Source organism: Acidovorax sp. BLS4 (assembly GCF_032929295.1).
In the GTDB taxonomy this organism is placed as follows: Bacteria; Pseudomonadota; Gammaproteobacteria; order Burkholderiales; family Burkholderiaceae_C; genus Paracidovorax.
Window position 1 is genome coordinate 1125488 of sequence record NZ_CP136797.1, and the last position, 17491, is coordinate 1142978.

General features: G+C 69.4%; 14 protein-coding genes. 5 read left to right on the forward strand and 9 right to left on the reverse strand.

The window, feature by feature from the left end:
• Positions 1 to 33: 33 nt before the first annotated feature.
• Together R1Z03_RS05280 and R1Z03_RS05285 are read right to left on the reverse strand one after the other, a co-directional pair.
• Positions 34 to 2244 carry a TonB-dependent receptor gene (locus R1Z03_RS05280; RefSeq protein ID WP_317357468.1) on the reverse strand — a complete coding sequence of 737 codons (2211 nt, stop codon included), beginning with the start codon at positions 2242 to 2244 and terminating at the stop codon, positions 34 to 36.
• 118 nt (positions 2245 to 2362) lie between these two features.
• Positions 2363 to 2584 carry a hypothetical protein gene (locus R1Z03_RS05285; RefSeq protein WP_284428745.1) on the reverse strand — a complete coding sequence of 74 codons (222 nt, stop codon included), beginning with the start codon at positions 2582 to 2584 and terminating at the stop codon, positions 2363 to 2365.
• A gap of 306 nt (positions 2585 to 2890) precedes the next feature.
• On the opposite strand from R1Z03_RS05285, the gene R1Z03_RS05290 reads away from it, so the two are divergent.
• On the forward strand, positions 2891 to 5026 hold the full coding sequence (locus R1Z03_RS05290; protein ID WP_317357470.1) for a D-(-)-3-hydroxybutyrate oligomer hydrolase: 2136 nt from the start codon (positions 2891 to 2893) through the stop codon (positions 5024 to 5026).
• 130 nt (positions 5027 to 5156) lie between these two features.
• Here the strand turns inward: R1Z03_RS05290 and cysC are convergent, their stop codons facing one another.
• Both cysC and hemH read right to left on the reverse strand, forming a co-directional pair.
• On the reverse strand, positions 5157 to 5729 hold the full coding sequence (cysC, locus tag R1Z03_RS05295; protein WP_284428743.1) for an adenylyl-sulfate kinase: 573 nt from the start codon (positions 5727 to 5729) through the stop codon (positions 5157 to 5159).
• A gap of 26 nt (positions 5730 to 5755) precedes the next feature.
• Positions 5756 to 6838 carry a ferrochelatase gene (hemH, locus tag R1Z03_RS05300; RefSeq protein ID WP_284409273.1) on the reverse strand — a complete coding sequence of 361 codons (1083 nt, stop codon included), beginning with the start codon at positions 6836 to 6838 and terminating at the stop codon, positions 5756 to 5758.
• A 72-nt stretch (positions 6839 to 6910) separates the two neighbouring features.
• Between hemH and R1Z03_RS05305 the strand changes: the two genes are divergently transcribed.
• Positions 6911 to 7603, forward strand: coding sequence for an HAD-IA family hydrolase (locus tag R1Z03_RS05305; protein WP_317357474.1), 693 nt, complete (start codon positions 6911 to 6913; stop codon positions 7601 to 7603).
• Positions 7604 to 7880: 277 nt separating this feature from the next.
• Here R1Z03_RS05305 and R1Z03_RS05310 read toward each other — a convergent pair whose 3' ends face one another.
• A complete protein-coding gene (locus R1Z03_RS05310; protein ID WP_317357476.1) occupies positions 7881 to 8825 on the reverse strand; it encodes a hypothetical protein in 945 nt (314 codons plus the stop codon).
• Positions 8826 to 9003: 178 nt separating this feature from the next.
• Here R1Z03_RS05310 and R1Z03_RS05315 point away from each other — a divergent pair, with 178 nt between their 5' ends.
• A complete protein-coding gene (locus R1Z03_RS05315) occupies positions 9004 to 10443 on the forward strand; it encodes a hypothetical protein (protein ID WP_317357478.1) in 1440 nt (479 codons plus the stop codon).
• 5 nt (positions 10444 to 10448) lie between these two features.
• Here the strand turns inward: R1Z03_RS05315 and R1Z03_RS05320 are convergent, their stop codons facing one another.
• Positions 10449 to 11258, reverse strand: coding sequence for an alpha/beta hydrolase (locus R1Z03_RS05320; RefSeq protein ID WP_317357480.1), 810 nt, complete (start codon positions 11256 to 11258; stop codon positions 10449 to 10451).
• Positions 11258 to 12568: an O-acetylhomoserine aminocarboxypropyltransferase gene (locus tag R1Z03_RS05325; protein WP_317357482.1), complete on the reverse strand. Its 1311-nt coding sequence runs from the start codon at positions 12566 to 12568 to the stop codon at positions 11258 to 11260. Before R1Z03_RS05325 ends, R1Z03_RS05320 begins: the two co-directional genes overlap by 1 nt.
• A gap of 98 nt (positions 12569 to 12666) precedes the next feature.
• Here R1Z03_RS05325 and R1Z03_RS05330 point away from each other — a divergent pair, with 98 nt between their 5' ends.
• Together R1Z03_RS05330 and aroC are read left to right on the forward strand one after the other, a co-directional pair.
• The gene (locus R1Z03_RS05330) at positions 12667 to 13122 is read left to right on the forward strand and encodes a CBS domain-containing protein (RefSeq protein WP_272563967.1); all 456 of its coding nucleotides are present in this window, start codon (positions 12667 to 12669) and stop codon (positions 13120 to 13122) included.
• A gap of 130 nt (positions 13123 to 13252) precedes the next feature.
• Complete coding sequence (gene aroC / locus R1Z03_RS05335) at positions 13253 to 14350, forward strand: chorismate synthase (protein ID WP_317357484.1); 1098 nt, start codon at positions 13253 to 13255, stop codon at positions 14348 to 14350.
• Positions 14351 to 14377: 27 nt separating this feature from the next.
• On the opposite strand, the gene R1Z03_RS05340 is transcribed toward aroC, so the two are convergent.
• The gene (locus R1Z03_RS05340; protein WP_317357486.1) at positions 14378 to 16741 is read right to left on the reverse strand and encodes a hypothetical protein; all 2364 of its coding nucleotides are present in this window, start codon (positions 16739 to 16741) and stop codon (positions 14378 to 14380) included.
• A gap of 212 nt (positions 16742 to 16953) precedes the next feature.
• Positions 16954 to 17403 (reverse strand): transcriptional regulator NrdR, encoded by a 450-nt coding sequence (gene nrdR, locus R1Z03_RS05345; RefSeq protein ID WP_272563964.1) that lies wholly within the window; start codon positions 17401 to 17403, stop codon positions 16954 to 16956.
• Positions 17404 to 17491: the final 88 nt, after the last annotated feature.

Below are 17491 nucleotides of genomic sequence, written 5' to 3' on the forward strand. Positions count from 1 at the left end.
GTCGGGGCAATGGATGGGTGCGTCGCGGCGCGATCAGAAATCCACGCTGGCGCTCAGCGTGAACGTGCGGGGCGCGGCCACCACGAGGTAGCCGGAGCCCGGGTAGCCGCCGGCGGAGGCCCAGTAGTTGCGGTCGGTGGCGTTGTCCACGCGGGCGCGCAGGGTGACCAGGCGGCCGCTCCACTCGGTGGCGTAGCGCACGCCCAGATCCAGGCGCGTCCAGGCGGGCACGCGCAGGGTGTTGGCGTCGTTGGCATAGGTGGCGCCGGTGCGCACCACGCGCGCGTCCAGGGCCAGGCCCTGCGCGCCAGGCACGTCCCATTCCGCGCCCAGGTTCGCCTGCAGGCGCGGCACGCCGATCACGCGGTTGCCATTGAGCGCGGCATTGCCGGTCTCGCGCTGCTTGGCATCCAGCCACGTCATGCCGCCGAGCACGCGCAGGCCGCGCGTGGCCTCGCCATACACGTTGAGCTCCACGCCCTGGTGACGGTCCTTGCCGGACGAGGCGAACACGTTGGCCGCGTTGACGATGGCGCGCGGCTTGGTCGTGCTGAACAGCGCCAGCGAGCCGCCGATCCGGCCAGCGTCGTACTTGAGGCCGATCTCCTTTTGCTTGGCGACGTAGGGCGACAGCTGCTCGCCGCGGTTGACCACCGGCGTGCCGTTGGCCGTGGCGGGCGCGGTTTCGCCCTTGCTCAGGCTCTCGACATAGTTGGCGTACAGCGACAGCTGCTTGCTGGCCTTGAACACGGCGCTCGCCAGGGGGCTGGTGCGGCTTTGCTCGTAGCGGTTGGTCAGGGCGGAGGTGCCGTAGGCATAGTCGGCCACGTCGAGCTTCTGGTGGCGCAGGCCCAGCGTGACGAGGACGGTGTCCTGCACGAAGGACATCGTGTCGCCCACCGCGAAGCTGGTCATGCGGGTGCGGCCGGTCAGGTTGGGGCTGGCGAGCGTGCCGCCATAGCCCGCATTCGCGCTGAAGGCGGGCTGTGCGTAGGGCGTATAGGCATAGAGGCTGCCCGGGCGGGTGTTCAAAAAGTCGAATGCGTAGGCGTTGTCTTTCTCGGCATCGAAGTACGAAGCCGAGGCCACCCACTCATGGCCCACGCTGCCCGTGCGGGCCTTGCCGCGCACGCCCAGCTCGCCCGTGTTCACCCGGTCCTTGCGGGTGTTGTCGAAGCGGTAGGTGCTGCCTTCGCCGGTGGTCGAGTTGCTCACGCTGAGGTTGGCCAGCGAGTTGGACTCTTCGCTGCGGCGCAGGCCCCAGGCGCCCCACGCGGTCACATCGGGGCTGATGTCCACTTCGCCCCGGAAGGTGCCGAACAGGTCGCGCTCGTTGGAGTACGTCCAGGGCTGCGAGAAGTTGGCCGAGGCGTCCGGCGCGGCGGGAATGAAGTTGGCGTTCGCGCCGTTGAGGGTGACGTTGGTGCGCGTTCCTTTGAGCTTGTTGTCCTGCCAGCCGATGTCGCCCGACAGGCGCACGTCGCGGCTGTGCCAGTCCAGGCCCACGGAGACCAGGCCCAGCTGGCTCTTTTCATGGTCCACGGCGGTGTCGCCGTCGCGGTAGGCTGCATTCAGGCGGATGCCGGTGCTGTTGTCGGGGCCGAAGCGGCGCGCGATGTCGGTGGACACCTGGCCGTACCCGCCCGAGCCCGTGCCCACGGTCACGCGCGACAGCGGCTCGTTGGGCGCTCGCTTGGGCAGCAGGTTGATCGCGCCGCCGATGCCGCCGCCGTTGGGTGCCGCGCCGTTCAGGAACGCCGAGGCGCCGCGCAGCAGCTCCACGCGCTCGAAGAGTTCGGTCGCGATGTACTGGCGCGGCAGCAGGCTGTACAGGCCGTTGTAGGCCACGTCGTCCGAATCCAGCAGAAAGCCGCGGATGAAATACGTTTCCTGGAAGTTGCCGAAGCCGCGCGCCAGCCGCACGCCGGCATCGTTTTGCAGCACCTCGCCCACGCTGCGCGCCTGCCGGTCCTGGATCAGTTCGTTGGTGTAGCTGGTGATGCTGAAAGGCGTCTCCATCGCATCGCGCGTGCCCAGGATGCCGGCCCGCCCGCCGCGGGCGACCTGGCCGCCGGGGTAGGCGGGCGACAGGCCCTGCGCCGATGCGTCCGCGCTGGCGCCCACCGTCACCGTGGGCAGGGTGGGGGCATCCGCCGAGGTGGCCGTGGCCTGGGCATTGGCCTGGAGCCCGAACGTGGCGAGGGCCAGTGCGACGGCCAGGGCGATGGGGGTGTGCTGGTTCATGGGCATGGGAGGGGCAAGGTCAGGAAGGGCGTGAATGAATGAATGAAAGGGGCGGCGCGGCGTGGACAAGTCCGTCCAGGAGCCAAGTGCATCGGGCCAGGGAAAATCGGGACCGGGCTCAAGCCGGGGGCGGACGGCGGCGAAGGCCGAACCAGGCCATGGCGGCCACCGGCACCCCCAGCGCCACCCAGGACCAGACGTCTCCCCAGCCATCGCTGACCAGGGCGCTCAGCAGCCCGGTGGCGGTGAGCACCCCCAGCGCGATGGGCCAGCCCCACAGCGGAAAGAAGCCGCCAGGGGTCGGGCGGAGGTCGGACGGTGGTTCGATCGGTGGTGGCATGGGCGCAATCGGGAGGGGCGGTGGCGACGGCAGGGGCCGCCACGCAGGGCCAGCGAGGCGCAGCGAGCGCCCCGGGGAGAGGCTCTCCCCGGGGCTCCCCACCAGGGCGCTGTTTTTCAAGGCGGCATGTTAAATGATATTGCGAATGGTTCGCATTGTTTTTGGGTGAGATTCCTCACCGTGGCATGATCCGCACTTGAAAACATTGCAACGCCTTGTGGATGCCGCCATTGGCAACGCCCCGCACCGCCATTGCATACTCTCCACGACAATTTCATTCCGTTTCCCCGCTGCAGGAGATTTCCGATGCGACCGCTTATTCCCCGCGCCATTGCCCTCGCTGCCCTGACCGCCGCCCTCCTGGTCGCCTGCGGTGGCGGCGGCGGCAACACCGTGGACTTCGATTTCAACGTGCGCCCGTCCTACCTGGCCAGCCTGCGCCAGGCGACCTACGACGGCGTGGACGACGATCTGCTGACCGCCGGCCTGGGCCGCACCGGCCTGGCGGACCCCGATGCCCCCGGCTACGAAGGCGCCCAGCCCACGGCGGCAGAGTTGCGCCGCAACGCCATCTATACCAATTACCGCGCGCTGCTGGACATGACGGCCGCTGGCGGCTACGGCACGCTTTACGGACCCAACGTGGATGCGCAGGGCCGCGTGACGGCGGGCGAGGGCAAGATCGCGGGCACCGAAATCATCGCCTACTACGACGATGGCTCGGGCCGGCAGAACGTCACGCTGATGGTGCAGGTGCCCGACACCTTCAACCCCGCCAGGCCCTGCATCATCACCGCGACGGCATCGGGCTCGCGCGGCATCTACGGCGGTATGTCCACCGGCGAGTGGGGCCTCAAGCGCGGCTGCGCCGTGGCCTACACCGACAAGGGCACGGGCGCGGCCCCGCATGACCTGCAGGCCGACACCGTGCCGCTGATCGACGGCACCCGCACCTCGGCCACCTCGGCCGGCACCAGCGCCGCGTTCAACGCCGGGCTGTCGGCCGCCGACCTGGCCGCGTTCAACACCGCCACGCCCAACCGCTTCGCGTTCAAGCATGCCCACTCGGGGCAGAACCCCGAGAAGGACTGGGGCCTGGCCACGCTGCGCGCGGTGGAGATGGGCTTTTACGTCATCAACGAACGCTTCGGCGATCTGTCGCCGGGTGGGCAGCGGCTGCGCACCTTCAAGCCGTCCAACACGATCGTCATCGCCTCCAGCCTCTCCAATGGCGGCGCCGCCGCCATCGCCGCGGCCGAGCAGGACACGCAGGGCCTGATCGGCGGCGTGGCCGTGTCGGAGCCCGCGGTGGAACTGCCGGCCAACCCCGGCGTCACCGTGCGCCGCGGCACCACCGACGTGGCCGTGAACAGCCGCACCCTCATCGACTACACCACCTACGCGCAGCTGTACCAGGCCTGCGCCGCGCTGGCACCCTCCATCAGCGACAGCCCGTACGCCAGCACGTTCGCGGTGGGCTTCGCCAGCCCGTCGCTGCCGATCGCCTCCAACCGCTGCGAGGCGCTGCGCGCGCAGGGGCTCATCACCGGCGGCAGCACCGTGGCCCTGGCCGAACAGGCGCTGGCCCGGCTGCGGGCTTACGGCTGGGAGGCGGAATCGGTGGCGCAGTACCCGTCCCTCGCCGGCTTCGAGGTCGTGCCCGCCGTGGCGGTCACCTTCGCCAATGCGCTCTCGCGTTCGAGCGTGAAGGACAACCTGTGCGGCTACAGCTTCGCGGCGACCACGGCACAGGGCGCGGTGACGCCGCTGGCGCCCGCCGCGCTGGCCGACATGTTCGCCACCGGCAACGGCGTGCCGCCCTCTGCGGGCGTGCAGCTCGTCAACAACCGCAGCCTGGGCGGCGCCACGCGCGACGTGCTGTCGCAGAGCGCCACCGGCGCGCGCGACTGGAACCTGAGCGGCGCGCTGTGCCTGCGCAACCTCGTGACGGGCACCGACGACGCGGCGCAGCGGCTGCAGGCCGGCGTGGACGAAACCCGCCGCAGCGGCAACCTGCGCGGCAAGCCCGCCATCATCGTGCACGGCCGCTCGGACGCCCTGCTGCCGGTCAACCACACCTCCCGCCCCTATGCGGCCCTGAACCGCCGGGTGGAAGGCGCCTCCAGCCGCCTGCGCTACATCGAGGTGACGAACGCACAGCATTTCGACAGCTTCATCGGCCTGACCGGCGTGCTGCCGGGCTACGACACGCGCTACATCCCGCTGCACGTGTACCTGAACCGTGCGCTCGACGCCATGTACGACCACCTCGCCAACGGCACCGCCTTGCCCGCCAGCCAGGTGGTGCGCACGGTGCCACGCGGCGGCCAGCCGGGCAGCGCGCCCGCGATCACGGCGGCCAACGTGCCGCCCATCGCCGCCACGCCGGTGAACGGCAATGCCATCACCGTGACCAGCGGCGCGATCAGCGTGCCGGAGTGAGCGGGGCGGCACTGCGGCCCGTGGCGGGTGGCCCGTGTTGCATGCGGCCACAGGTTTGCTATTGAATCAATAGCATGATGCCGGCGATTTGATTGTGCTGCAGGCCTGTCGGGCTGTGTTGCCGGGCCCTTCAGCGCTCGGCGGATCGCGCCGGCCCCTGCGCGGTGGGGGGCGGGCCATGCGTGGCCCACAGCGCCTCGACGCAGGCCTGTACCGACGCCCCCGCCGTATCGATCTCGAAGTCCGCATCCCGGGGCTCGTCGTAGGCCCCGCCCACGCCGGTGAACCCCGGCAACTGGCCGGCCCGGGCCCGCGCATACAGGCCCTTGGGATCCCGGGCCTCGCACACGGCCAGGGGCGTGCGGACCCACACCAGGCGGCAGCGGTCCTCGCCCACGATCTGGCGCATCCGCTGGCGGTCGCTCTCCTGGGGCGAGATCAGGGCGGCGACCACCCACAGTCCGGCCTCGTTGAACAGGCGCGCCACCTCGGCCGTGCGGCGGATGTTCTCGCTGCGGTCGGCGGCGCTGAACCCGAGCGAGGCGTTCAGGCCGCCGCGCAGCACATCGCCGTCCAGCACCGTGCAGGCGATGCCGCGGGCCTGGAGCCGGCTGGCGAAAGCCTGCGCCAGCGTCGTCTTGCCCGCGCCCGACAGGCCGGTGAACCACAGCGTGCGGGTGGCGGAAGGGGCGGAAATCTGCATGGCGGGCCGTCCGTGCTCGGCGTGCCTCAGTGCCGGTCCCAGCCCTGCAGGTGCTGCTGGGCGATCTGGCTGAGGCCGGTGATCCAGGCGTTGTCGTCGTTCATGCAGGGGATGTAGCGGAACGCCTGGCCGCCCGCGTGCAGGAATGCCTCGCGCGCTTCCTGGTTGATTTCCTCCAGGGTTTCCAGGCAGTCGCAGGGAAAACCCGGGCACATCACGTCCACGCTGCGCGTGCCGGACTGGGCCATCTGGATCAGCGTGGGCTCGGTGTAGGGCTCCAGCCAGCGGGCCTTGCCGAACCGCGACTGGAAGGTCACCCGGTACTGCTCGGGCGAGAGGCCCAGGGCCTGCGCCACCAGCGTGGCGGTGGTCAGGCATTCCTGCTGATAGGGGTCGCCCAGCTGCACGTTGCGCGCGGGAATGCCGTGAAAGCTCATCACCAGTTGCTCGGCCCGGCCACCCTCGCGCTTCCAGTGCGCGCGCACGCTCTGCGCCAGGGCCTGGATGTAGCCCGGGTGCGCGTGGTAGCTGTTCACGAAGCGAAACTCCAGCAGCCGCCGCTGCCTGCGCGTCCAGGCCTGCACGTCGTCCACCACGCTGGCCGTGGTGGTGGACGAATACTGCGGATACAGCGGCAGCACCAGCACGCGCTCGACGCCTTCGGCCTGCAGGGCATCGAGCTGCGAGGCGATCGACGGCTGCCCATAGCGCATCGCATGGCGCACGCGCACGCCCAGGCCCGCCTCGCCCAGCCAGCCGCGCAGCAGCGTGGCCTGCTTGGCCGTCCACACGGCCAGCGGGGAGCCTTCCGGCATCCACACGCTCGCGTACTTGGCGGCGGATTTGGCGGGGCGGATGCGCAGGATGATCCCGTACAGGATGGGCAGCCAGGCCACGCGGGGAATCTCGACCACGCGCGGATCGCCCAGGAACTGCGCCAGGTAGCGGCGCAGCGCCGGCGCGGTGGGCGCCTCGGGGGTGCCCAGGTTGCACAGCAGCACGGCGGCGCGGGACAGGCCGGCGGCGGATTGCGCGGCGGCAGGGGGGAGGGGGGGCAGGGCGCCGGACAGGGGGGCCGGCGACGAGGGCGCGGAGGTGGGGGAGGGCATGCCCGCATTGTGGCAAAGGCCACGCACCCTTTCGGCGGGCCGCGCACGAAACCCCTGCGCTATCCTCCCCGCATGCTCGACACCCAACGCATCCGTGCCGTCACCCTCGACCTGGACGACACGCTCTGGCCCATCTGGCCCACCATCGCCCGCGCACAGGCCGTCCTGTGCGCCTGGTTGCAGGACCGGGCGCCCGCCACCGCCGCGCTCCTGAGCGACCCCGAAGCCGCCGCCGTGCTGCGCAGCCAGGTCGTGCAGGCGCATCCGCAGCTGTCCCACGACCTGAGCGCCCTGCGCCGCGAGAGCATCCGCGCCGCGCTGCGGCAGGTAGGCGACGACACCGCGCTGACCGACGGCGCCTTCGATGCCTTCTTCGCGGAGCGCCAGCGCGTGCAGCTGTACGACGACGCCATCGCGGCGCTGGAATTCCTGGCCGTGCGCTATCCCCTGGCGGCCCTGTCCAACGGCAATGCCAACCTGGACCTGATCGGCATCGGCGCCTATTTCCAGGCCCGCATCAGCGCACGCGAGTTCGGCATCGCCAAGCCCGATCCGCGCATCTTCCATGCGGCCGCCGAGGCCCTGGGCGTGCCGGCCGCCAGCGTGCTGCACGTGGGCGACGATGCCACGCTGGACGCGCACGGTGCCCTGGGCGCGGGCATGCAGGCGGTGTGGATCAACCGCGCCGAGGCGGCCTGGCCGCACGACGGCGAGCCGCACGCCACGGTGCCCGATCTCACCGAACTGTGCCGGCTGCTGGCGTGACGGCCGCGCGCTCGGCCTTGGGCGCATGAACGCCCGGGGCCCTGGCGGCAAGGGTGTGGATCCGCCGCTAACCGACCAACCAGGCACCGATGCGAGGCTGCGCATAGGAGTGGCGTGTAGGCCCGATGGCTTTTCCGTGCTGACATCCGCACGGGGGATGATTGCTGAAGTGCTATTAAATCAATAGCGGCAAGGGCAATGAGTACTAGGGCATGGAGCGCTTTTCAATCGAAATGGCAGTGCGCAGCATGAAAGCGCCTGTGCGGCGGGCGGAACACTACGCCTGCTCCAAACGGGCGAGGTACGCCGCGACCCGATCATCATGATCGTCGGTGGCCCCGCCACCGAACCAGAAGGCCCGGGCGGCGCTGAGGGGCTGGCGGACGGGCTCGAGCGCGCGGGCGACCGTTCGAAACGGCCGCAACGCATCGGTTTCGTCGGGCGCGCCCCAGATCGGGCGATCGCCGGCCGTGATCGAGAGAAGGTGGGGGGATCGCTCGATCGCGATGTCGGGGTCGCGGGCCAGCGCAGCCAGGGCGGGTTCGATCCGGTCCCAGTATTCGCGGCCGATGAACGTTCGCCAGCCCACATCGGCAATACCGGCTTCTTCCCCCGCCTTCCACCGATGCGGTGAACCTTCCCTGCGAAGCGCGGGCTCCACCATGTCGGCGTCGGTGCTGAACGCGGCCCGATGGCGCTCCGGATCGGCGCTCAACAGGAACCTGAGGCTGCTTTTGTGGGGTGGGAGAAATCGTCCCATGCCCATCGTGCCGCTGATGGTGGGCAGTTCCATCAAGGTCGCGCTGACTTCCTGCGCGAAGCCGTGCCAATGGGGCGAGTCTTGCGGTATCGCGGTCTCCAGAAAGAAACGGTCGCTGCGCTGCTCGATGCCGAAGAACGGCAAGCCGGGGTGCGGGAAGTCGGCGAGCGCGTGGCCGTAGCGGCGCAGGCCCTCGCCATACGGGGTTCCGCCGTCCCGGGCGAGATAGGCGCGGCCGTCGTTCAGGATGCGCGGCGTCGCCGGGCGGATCTTGCCCTTGTAGCCGGGAAAGTGGTACGAGGTTTCGTTCGCCGACGTGCCGAAGCGCGCTTCGAACTGGGCGTAGAGCTTGCGAAGGTGCGGGGCGATGGTCGGGGCGTGGATCGTGCCCTCCACGATCGCGATCGACCGGAACGCGGGCACGGCCACCGGTTCGTTTTCCCACATCAGAAACTCACGCATCGGTTGCCTCCCTCCCCATTTTTCCGTACCGGGGGTGTTGTTCGGAATGGCGGAATCTATCGCAGATCTTTCGGCGGGTGTTACGCCATCCCACACAACGCAAGCCCGCGGAGTGAAACCCAGCGACCAGCCATGCAGAATGTCCGGCAAGGGTTTTCAATCAACGGAGGGGTTTGGCATGCATCGACTCGATACGGGGCGTATTTTTCAACGACCGACACACGACGTCTGGCTGGCGAGTTGCCTGGTGGCATTCGGGTTGACGGCCTGTGGCGGCGGCTCGGGATCCACCACGGTCACTCTGTCCGATGCCCTGAAGGTCGACACCACGTACGGCGAAGCCGGGGTGGCCACCTTCCCGCTCGGCACGCCGTCCTTCGCCAGCCTGGGCGTGCAGCCGGATGGCAGGCTGCTGATTGCGGGCAGCAGGGTCGCGGTCCCCGCAGCCCCTTCGGGTTTCGGATCGCTGCCCGCCACGCAGACCTTTGTCGTCCGGATGGGCGCCGACGGACATGTCGACAGGGGCTTCGGCCAAAACGGCGAAGCACGGTTTTCCGTCAAGGGATACGAGTCGCTCGGCGATGTTCGACTCCAGGCCGACGGCAGAATCCTGGTGGCGGTTCAGGCGCACGAGCCGTGTTTCTCACCCTCCTACCAGACCCGGTGCCTGACGGCGTCCGGGGAGCCCGGCACATGGCACCACACCGTGGTCGGCCTCACCGCGAACGGGGCGGTCGACAGCACGTTCGGCACCCAGGGCGTTGCGGAGGGATTCGTCTCCACCAATCTCAACACCCTCGCGCTGGCGATCCAGCCCGATCAGAAACCCGTTCTGCTGACGTCCAACGACCGCCCCATCGTGCAAGTGTTCGGCCGCTCTTTGCGCCGCCTGTCTGCGGACGGAATCCCCGATGCCGCGTTCAATCAACCGACGGCATCGCAGCCGCCTGCGCCCTGCGAGGCCAGCGGCGCGGCGGTGCTGGCGCTGCGCAACGGCAGCATCGTCACCGCAGGCCAACTGGGTGGCCGGATCTACGCAGACCCCCGATCCGACCCCGGGCTTTGCGTCGCGGTGCACGCGGGCGGGACGCAGGCGCAGACGTCCGGTGGCTGGACGTCCTTCGGGGCGGAGTTGAAGGAATACCAACTCGCGCCCCATCCCGATGGCGGATTTGTCGTCGCCGCCAGAACCTGCGCGGGCAGCGACTGCCAGCTCAGCGTCGCCAAGTTCAGTGCCAATGGCGCGCTCGACACGTCCTTTGGCGACCAAGGCATCGAGCGCGTGGTGCTTCCTGCCAACTATCGCCTCAAGTCCTTCTTCGTCCAGAGCGACGAAAGCATGAAGGCCTTCGGCGCCATCGAGGAAGGCGCGGCAGCGGGCACCACTGCACGCCGGTTCCGTGCGGTGTGGACGAGCCTGACGGGCAACGGTGCACTGGCCAACAATGACACCAACGTGGCGACTTCCATTCAGGACCCGCCGACCAGTGCAGAGCCGCGCGAGGTGCTCCAGGACGGCGCGGGGCGCTGGCTCGTGATCAGCTCGGAGGAAGACAGTGCGCGCAACCTGGTGCTGAGGGTCGTGCGCACGGTGGGCACGTCCACGGGCCGTTCGTAAAACCGCTAGGCCGCCAGGAAGTCCCGGATCGCGAACAACGTGGCGTCCGGCGCCTCCGTCATCTGGTGGTGGCCGACCGGCAGGCTCGCCACCTGCACCGCCTTGCCGGCCGCGCGCGCCGCCGCGATCAGGCCCTGCGCCGCCTTCGGGTTCGTCATCTGATCCTGCGCGCCCAGGGCGAACAGCACCGGACAGGTGATCCGCGCGATGGCCGCCTCGCCGCCCGCATAGCGGTCGCAGGCCAGAAAGCCGCGGTGGAACACGTTCACGGCCGGATTGCTGCGCAGCACGCGGCGGCCCAGGGCCATGCCCGCGCCGTAGGCCCAGAAGCCCGCGCCCGAGGGCGAGGCCAGCGTGCTGCGCGAGAACACGTTCACCATGCGCAGCGCCTTCTCGGGCGTGTTCAGGGCCGACTCGATGAGGGCGGGGGACACCTTCATCGGGTAGGCGGTGCCCACCAGCACCAGGTGCGTGATGCGGTCCTGCAGGCGGGCGGCGGCCTCCAGCGCGATCAGCGATCCCCAGCTGTGCCCCACCAGCGCGGCGCGGGCCACGCCGGCCGCATCCAGGAGCGCGGCGATGAAGCCGGCCGCCTGCTCGACGCTTTCGGGCGCATCGCCCCCGCTGCGGCAGTGGCCCGGCAGGTCCACCGCCAGCACGTTCCAGCCGTGGTTGGCGAAATAGCGGCTTTGCAGCGCCCACACGCTGTGGTCGTTGAGCACGCCGTGGATGAAGACGACGGTCGGCTTGGCCGCGTCGAACGCCTTGCCGCCGGTGTAGCAATAGGTGCCGTGGCCGTTGACGGTGATGCGCATCACGCACCTGCCTTTTCTGCGGCTTTCAGCGCGCGCTGCAGGTCGTCGATGAGGTCGTCCGCGTCTTCCAGGCCGATCGACAGGCGGATCGTGCCCTGCGAGATGCCGGCCTGGGCGAGCGCCTCGTCGCTCATGCGAAAGTGCGTGGTGCTGGCCGGGTGGATCACCAGGCTGCGGCAGTCGCCCACGTTGGCCAGGTGGCTGAAGACCTTCAGCGTCTCGATGAACTTCTTGCCCTGCGCGCGGTTGCCCTTCAGGTCGAAGCTGAACACTGATCCCGCGCCGCGCGGCAGCAGCTTTTGCGCCAGCGCGTGGCTGGGGTGCGAATCGAGCATCGGGTGCCCCACGCGCGAGATGAAGGGGTGGCTGGCCAGGAACTCCACCACCTTCTGCGTATTGCGCATGTGGCGCTCCATGCGCAGCGGCAGCGTCTCGATGCCCTGCAGGATCAGCCAGGCCGTGTGCGGGCTCATGCACGCGCCGAAGTCGCGCAGGCCTTCGCGCCGTGCGCGCAGCAGGAAGGCGCCCACGGTGCTTTCCTCGGTGAACACCATGTTGTGAAAGCCGTCGTAGGGCTGCGTCAGTTCGGCGAAGCGCCCCGCGGTGCGCGGGCCCTCCCAGTCGAAGCTGCCGCCGTCCACCACGATCCCGCCGATCACGGTCCCGTGGCCCGACAGGAACTTGGTGGCCGAGTGGTACACCAGGTCCGCACCGTGCTCGAAGGGCCGCATGAGCCACGGCGAGGTGAGGGTGGAGTCCACCAGCAGCGGCACGCCGGCCTCGTGCGCGATGGCGCTCACCGTGGGAATGTCCAGCACGTCCAGGCCTGGGTTGCCCACGGTCTCGCCGAAGAACAGGCGGGTGTTGGGCCGCGCCGCGGCGCGCCAGCCGTCGATGTCGCCCGGGGCGACGAAGGTGGTCTCGATGCCGAAGCGTGCCAGCGTGTAGTGCAGCAGGTTCTGCGATCCGCCATACAGCGCGGTGCTGGCCACGATGTGGCCGCCCGCGCCCATCAGCGTGCAGATCGCCAGGTGCAGCGCGGCCTGGCCGCTGGCCACCGCGATGGCGCCCACGCCGCCTTCCAGGGCGGCCACGCGCTGCTCCAGCACGGCGTTGGTGGGGTTGCTGATGCGGCTGTACACGTGGCCCGGACGTTCCAGGTTGAACAGCGCGGCCGCGTGGTCGCTCGACTCGAACACGAACGACGTCGTGAGGTGGATGGGAACGGCGCGCGCCCCGGTGGCCGGGTCGGGCGAGGCGCCCGCGTGCAGCGCCAGTGTGTCGAAGCCAGGGTCTGAGTAACCGGGCATCCGTGTCTCCTCTGTAGGGGGGTAAGCGCCGCATTGTGGGCTATATTGCGCAGGATTCAGCCAGCAGCGCCCTGGCGCGCACCACGGAGACCTCCCCCATGAAAGTCAGCGACATCCTTCGCGTCAAAGGCAACACCCTCTACACCGTCAACGCCGACGAGCCGCTGTCCCAGGCCGCTGAAATCATGTCCGAAAAGGACATCGGCTCGCTCGTGGTCATGGACCTGGGTGACCTGGTGGGCATGCTCACCTTCCGCGAAGTGATCCAGGCCGTGGTGAAGAACGGCGGTTCGGTCGGCACCCTGCTCGTGCGCACGGCCATGGACGACGCCCCGCTCACCTGCACGCTCGAGACCGACATGGACGAGGTGCGCCGCATGATGCTCAATCGCCATGCCCGCTACATGCCGGTGATGGACAAGAAGATGCTCATGGGCGTGATCAGCTTCTACGACGTCGCCAAGGCCGTCGTGGATGCCCAGAACTTCGAGAACAAGATGCTCAAGGCCTACATCCGCGACTGGCCCGAGGAAGACGCCCGCCCGGCGGTCTGATCGCTCCCTTCAAGCCCAACCGGCCCCATGCCGGGGTATCAATTGCCTGGGTTGCTATGTTTTTGATAGCATTCGGCGCGAGGTGGGATGGACCGGGCCGGGCCGCAAGGCTCGGTGATAATCGCGCCCCATGAGCGGCAACACACTCGGCACCCTATTCGCAGTCACCAACTTCGGTGAATCCCACGGCCCGGCCATCGGCTGCGTGATCGACGGCTGCCCCCCCGGCATGCCGTTGTCCGAGGCGGACATCCAGGCCGACCTGGACCGCCGCCGCCCCGGCACCAGCCGCCACGTCACCCAGCGCAATGAGGCCGATGCGGTCGAGATCCTCTCCGGCGTGTACGAAGGCAAGACCACCGGCACGCCCATCGCCCTGCTGATCCGCAACACCGACCAGCGCAGCAAGGATTACTCCAACATCGCCGAGAGCTTTCGCCCTGGCCACGCCGACTACACCTACTGGCACAAGTTCGGCATCCGCGACCCGCGCGGTGGCGGGCGTTCGTCGGCGCGGCTCACCGCCCCCACGGTGGCGGCCGGCGCGGTCGCCAAGAAGTGGCTGTCCGAGAAATACGGCGTGCGGTTTCGCGCCTGCATGACGCAGGTCGGCGAGCTGGCCATTCCGTTCGAAAGCTGGGACCACGTGCCCCAGAACCCGTTCTTCGCGCCGGTCGCCGACGTGTCCGCGTACGAGGACTACATGGACGCGCTGCGCAAGTCGGGCGATTCGTGCGGCGCGCGCATCCGCGTGCAGGCCACGGGCGTGCCGGTCGGCCTGGGCGAGCCGCTGTACGACAAGCTGGATGCCGACATCGCCCACGCCATGATGGGGCTCAATGCCGTCAAGGGCGTGGAGATCGGCGCGGGCTTTGCCAGCGTGGCGCAGCGCGGCACCACGCACGGCGATTCGCTCACGCCCCGGGGCTTTGCCAGCAACAACGCCGGCGGTGTGCTCGGCGGCATCAGCACGGGGCAGGACATCGAGGTGTCGCTGGCCATCAAGCCCACCAGTTCCATCATCAGCCCGCGCGAATCCATCGACGTGCACGGCCAGAGCACCGAGGTCATCACCAAGGGCCGGCACGACCCCTGCGTGGGCATCCGCGCCGCACCCATCGCCGAGGCCCTGCTGGCGCTGGTCGTGATGGACCATGCCCTGCGCCACCGCGGGCAGTGCGGCGACGTCGAGCCACCCGTGCCGCCGATCCAGGCATCGTTTCTCTGAGCCCGGGGCCCTCGGGCCGCCCGCGCCTCAGCGCGCGGCCGAGGCAGGCACGGGGGGCGCCACAGGCACCGACGCCGCCGGTGCACCGGGGGTTGCCGTGGCCGGTGCACTGCCCGTGGTGGCAACGGGGGCGGCGACAGGGACCGGTGCCGGCGCATGCTCCAGCCGGTACCAGCGCCAGGCGGCCACCGCCAGCACGGCGACGACCAGCAATCCCCCCGCCGCCAGCCACACCGGCCGGCGCGATTCGGCGAACGGATCGTCCAGCAACCGGCGTGCGTTGGCGGGCACGTGCGCCGTCTGCGACAGCGAGCCCCCCAGCCGCGTGTTGATGCGCATGCGGCCATTGATGGCCCAGCCGCTCGCGTCCAGGATCGGCCCCAGGCTGCGCTGGCGCAGCTTGAGCCACGCGATCAGCATGCTCGGCCCGGAAATGGCCAGCACGATGCCGACGAGCGCCAGCGGAATCCACACCCCCAGGTCCACGAACTTGCCGAAGATGCCCACCAGCACCGCGCTGATGCTGCCCAACGCCACACCGATCGCCGCCACCGTGCCCACGTCGGTGCGGCGCCCGGGCTCCACCACGGTGGAGGCGGCGGACGTGGTGCCGCCAGCCTTGAGCGGCGTGTTGGCCAATTGCCCGGCCGTGGCGCCCAGGGACTTTTCCACCCGCGCATCGCTGGCCGAGGCCCGCTTAGCCACCTGCTCCTCGATCATCCGCAGGAATTTCTTGTAGGGCGAGAAGAACGCCTGCGCGATGCTGGTCGGGTTCTCGATGAGCTTGGTGATGGTGGCGTCCCAGTCCTGGCCCTGCCGGTCGTAGAAGACGCCGTTGCGCCCCACGAACAGAAAGTCCACGTCGCCCGCCGTGAACGCCGCCACGATGGTCATCTTCTGTCCCTTGCGCGTGCAGTCGCAGTAGGCCAGGTAGGTCTTGGCCAGCCCGGCGAGCTTGGCGTGCTTGCCCGCATCCGCCACCTGCACGGTCAGGTCGCAGCTGCGTGCGTCCAGGTACAGCGTGCCGGCCTGGAAGATCGCGCCTTCGCGCTGGTAGAACGCCGAGAACGAGACGAAGTTGTTCAGCAGCAAGAGCAGGTCGCGCCGAAAGCGCAGCAGCTTCTCGAGGTCCAGCATCTGCGTGTTGTGCGCCTTCTCGGCCTCGTCCTGCTCGATCAGGGCCATCACGCGCTCGCGCACGCCGCTCTCGTGCAACTGGCGGATGGCATCGTCCTTGAGCGCATCCAGCCGGGTGGCCGGCTTGTCGGCCAGCCATTGCTGGCAGGGGGCCAGGGCCTTCTGCACCTGCTCCCATTCTTTTTCGGCCAGCGCCTCGGCGGGGCGGCCGAGCAGCGGCTCCACCGCTTGCTCCCGGAAGGTCTGCAGGGCCTGTGCCCAGGCGGGATTGGTGCCGCGCGCCAGGGGCAGGGCGCCATGGGGCGTGATGGGCGCCAGGGGCAGGGCGGCCACCGCGGGGGACGATGCATCCAGATCGACCCCCGCCATCGCGGCGTATTCCTCCTGTGTGGGGTTGAGTGCCGCCGCCGCGCGCGGATCGTAGGCAGCGAGCCGGGACCGCGCGAAGAAATCGTCGATCTTGTGCCGCACCGCGTTCATCGCCTGCGTGGCGGCGAGCGTGCGATCGCCGAGCGCCAGTCCGGCGGTGCGGTCATTGGCCTGGGCCGACCAGCCGTGCCATTTCGCCACCTCGGCAAAGAAGGCCTCGGCATGCGCGCGGTCCACCCCGTTCAGGGCCTCCTGGGCGACGCCTTTCACGGGTTTCTGCTCGATGGGCACGCTGCCGTGCGTGGCGATGATCTGCTCGATGGCCTCCCGCGCCGGGGTGTCGTCCTGCGCCGTGTCCGGCGTGATCGCGCCATCGCCGTTGAAGCGCATGGCGCTCAGCTGTTCGCTGCGTTCCAGCACCTGGGCCAGCGTGATGGTGGTGGCCTCGGGCTGGTCGGCCAGCGCGAGGATTCGCCGCGCCTGCGCCACCAGCGCGGCACCCTCGTCCGTGGTGGCGTCGATGGCCTCCAGATCCAGTGCATCGGCCGGCCGGGCCAGCAGGTCGGGGTCGCCCAGCCGGGCACAGGCCCAGGCGCAGGCCGCCAGCAGTTCTGGCGGGCGGATGCGCCCGTCCTTGTCGGTGTCGATCAGGTCCAGCGTGCGTGGGTCGAACTCGATGCCGCGCGTGGGGCAGGCCAGGGCCACCCAGAGTTTCTGGTCCAGCTCGGCCAGGTGGGCGATGTCGGCGCCGGTGCGGATGGTGACCTGGTCCACGCCACCGGCGCGAAAGAATTGCCAGGTGTGGCGGTAGGCAGGCCCGCTGAGGGTCTGGGCAGCGGATGCGGGCGAAGTGAAATGGTTGGAAATCGGCGGCTGGGATTCCATGGAGCGAGGGCGGCGGACGCGGGTCGTAGCGAGGACGCCGGGCACGCAGACCGCTCCGGCGGACGAAGCGGCCCAGTTTAGAACGCAGAGGCGGCCACGTGTCCGCCTGCCTTGTCAGACAGCGCGCCGTTTTTGGTTTGCTATTAAATCGATAGCTACCGCCGCATGGTAGTCATGCGGTGAGGGGCCGAAAGACCCCAGGCCATCGATTCCTACTTGCGCACTTCGTCCACGAGCGCGCGGAAGTCGTCGATGTCCTCGAAGCTGCGGTACACGCTGGCAAAGCGGATGTAGGCCACTTTGTCCAGCTTCTTGAGCTCGCGCATCACCCACTCGCCGATCTGGCTGGAAGGCACTTCGCGCTGCCCCAGGTTGAGCAGCGTTTCCTCGATGCGCTCGATGGCGCTGTCGATCTGCACCGTGCTGACCGGGCGCTTGCGCAGCGCCAGGTTGAACGAGGCCAGCAGTTTGGCCCGCTCGTATTCGATGCGCCGGCCGTCCTTCTTCACGATGGACGGAAAGTTCACTTCCGGCCGCTCGTAGGTGGTGAAGCGCTTGTCGCACGCGCCGCACTGGCGGCGGCGGCGCACGAAATCCCCGTCCTCGGCCACCCGCGTTTCCACCACCTGCGTTTCGGGGTGGCTGCAGAAAGGGCACTTCATCGGAAGGCCCTCCCATCATGCCGGCGGAGAAGGGCCGCCGAGCGGGCCGAGGCTGGCGCCAGCGCCCGTTCTGCCCCGGTTGGGCCAG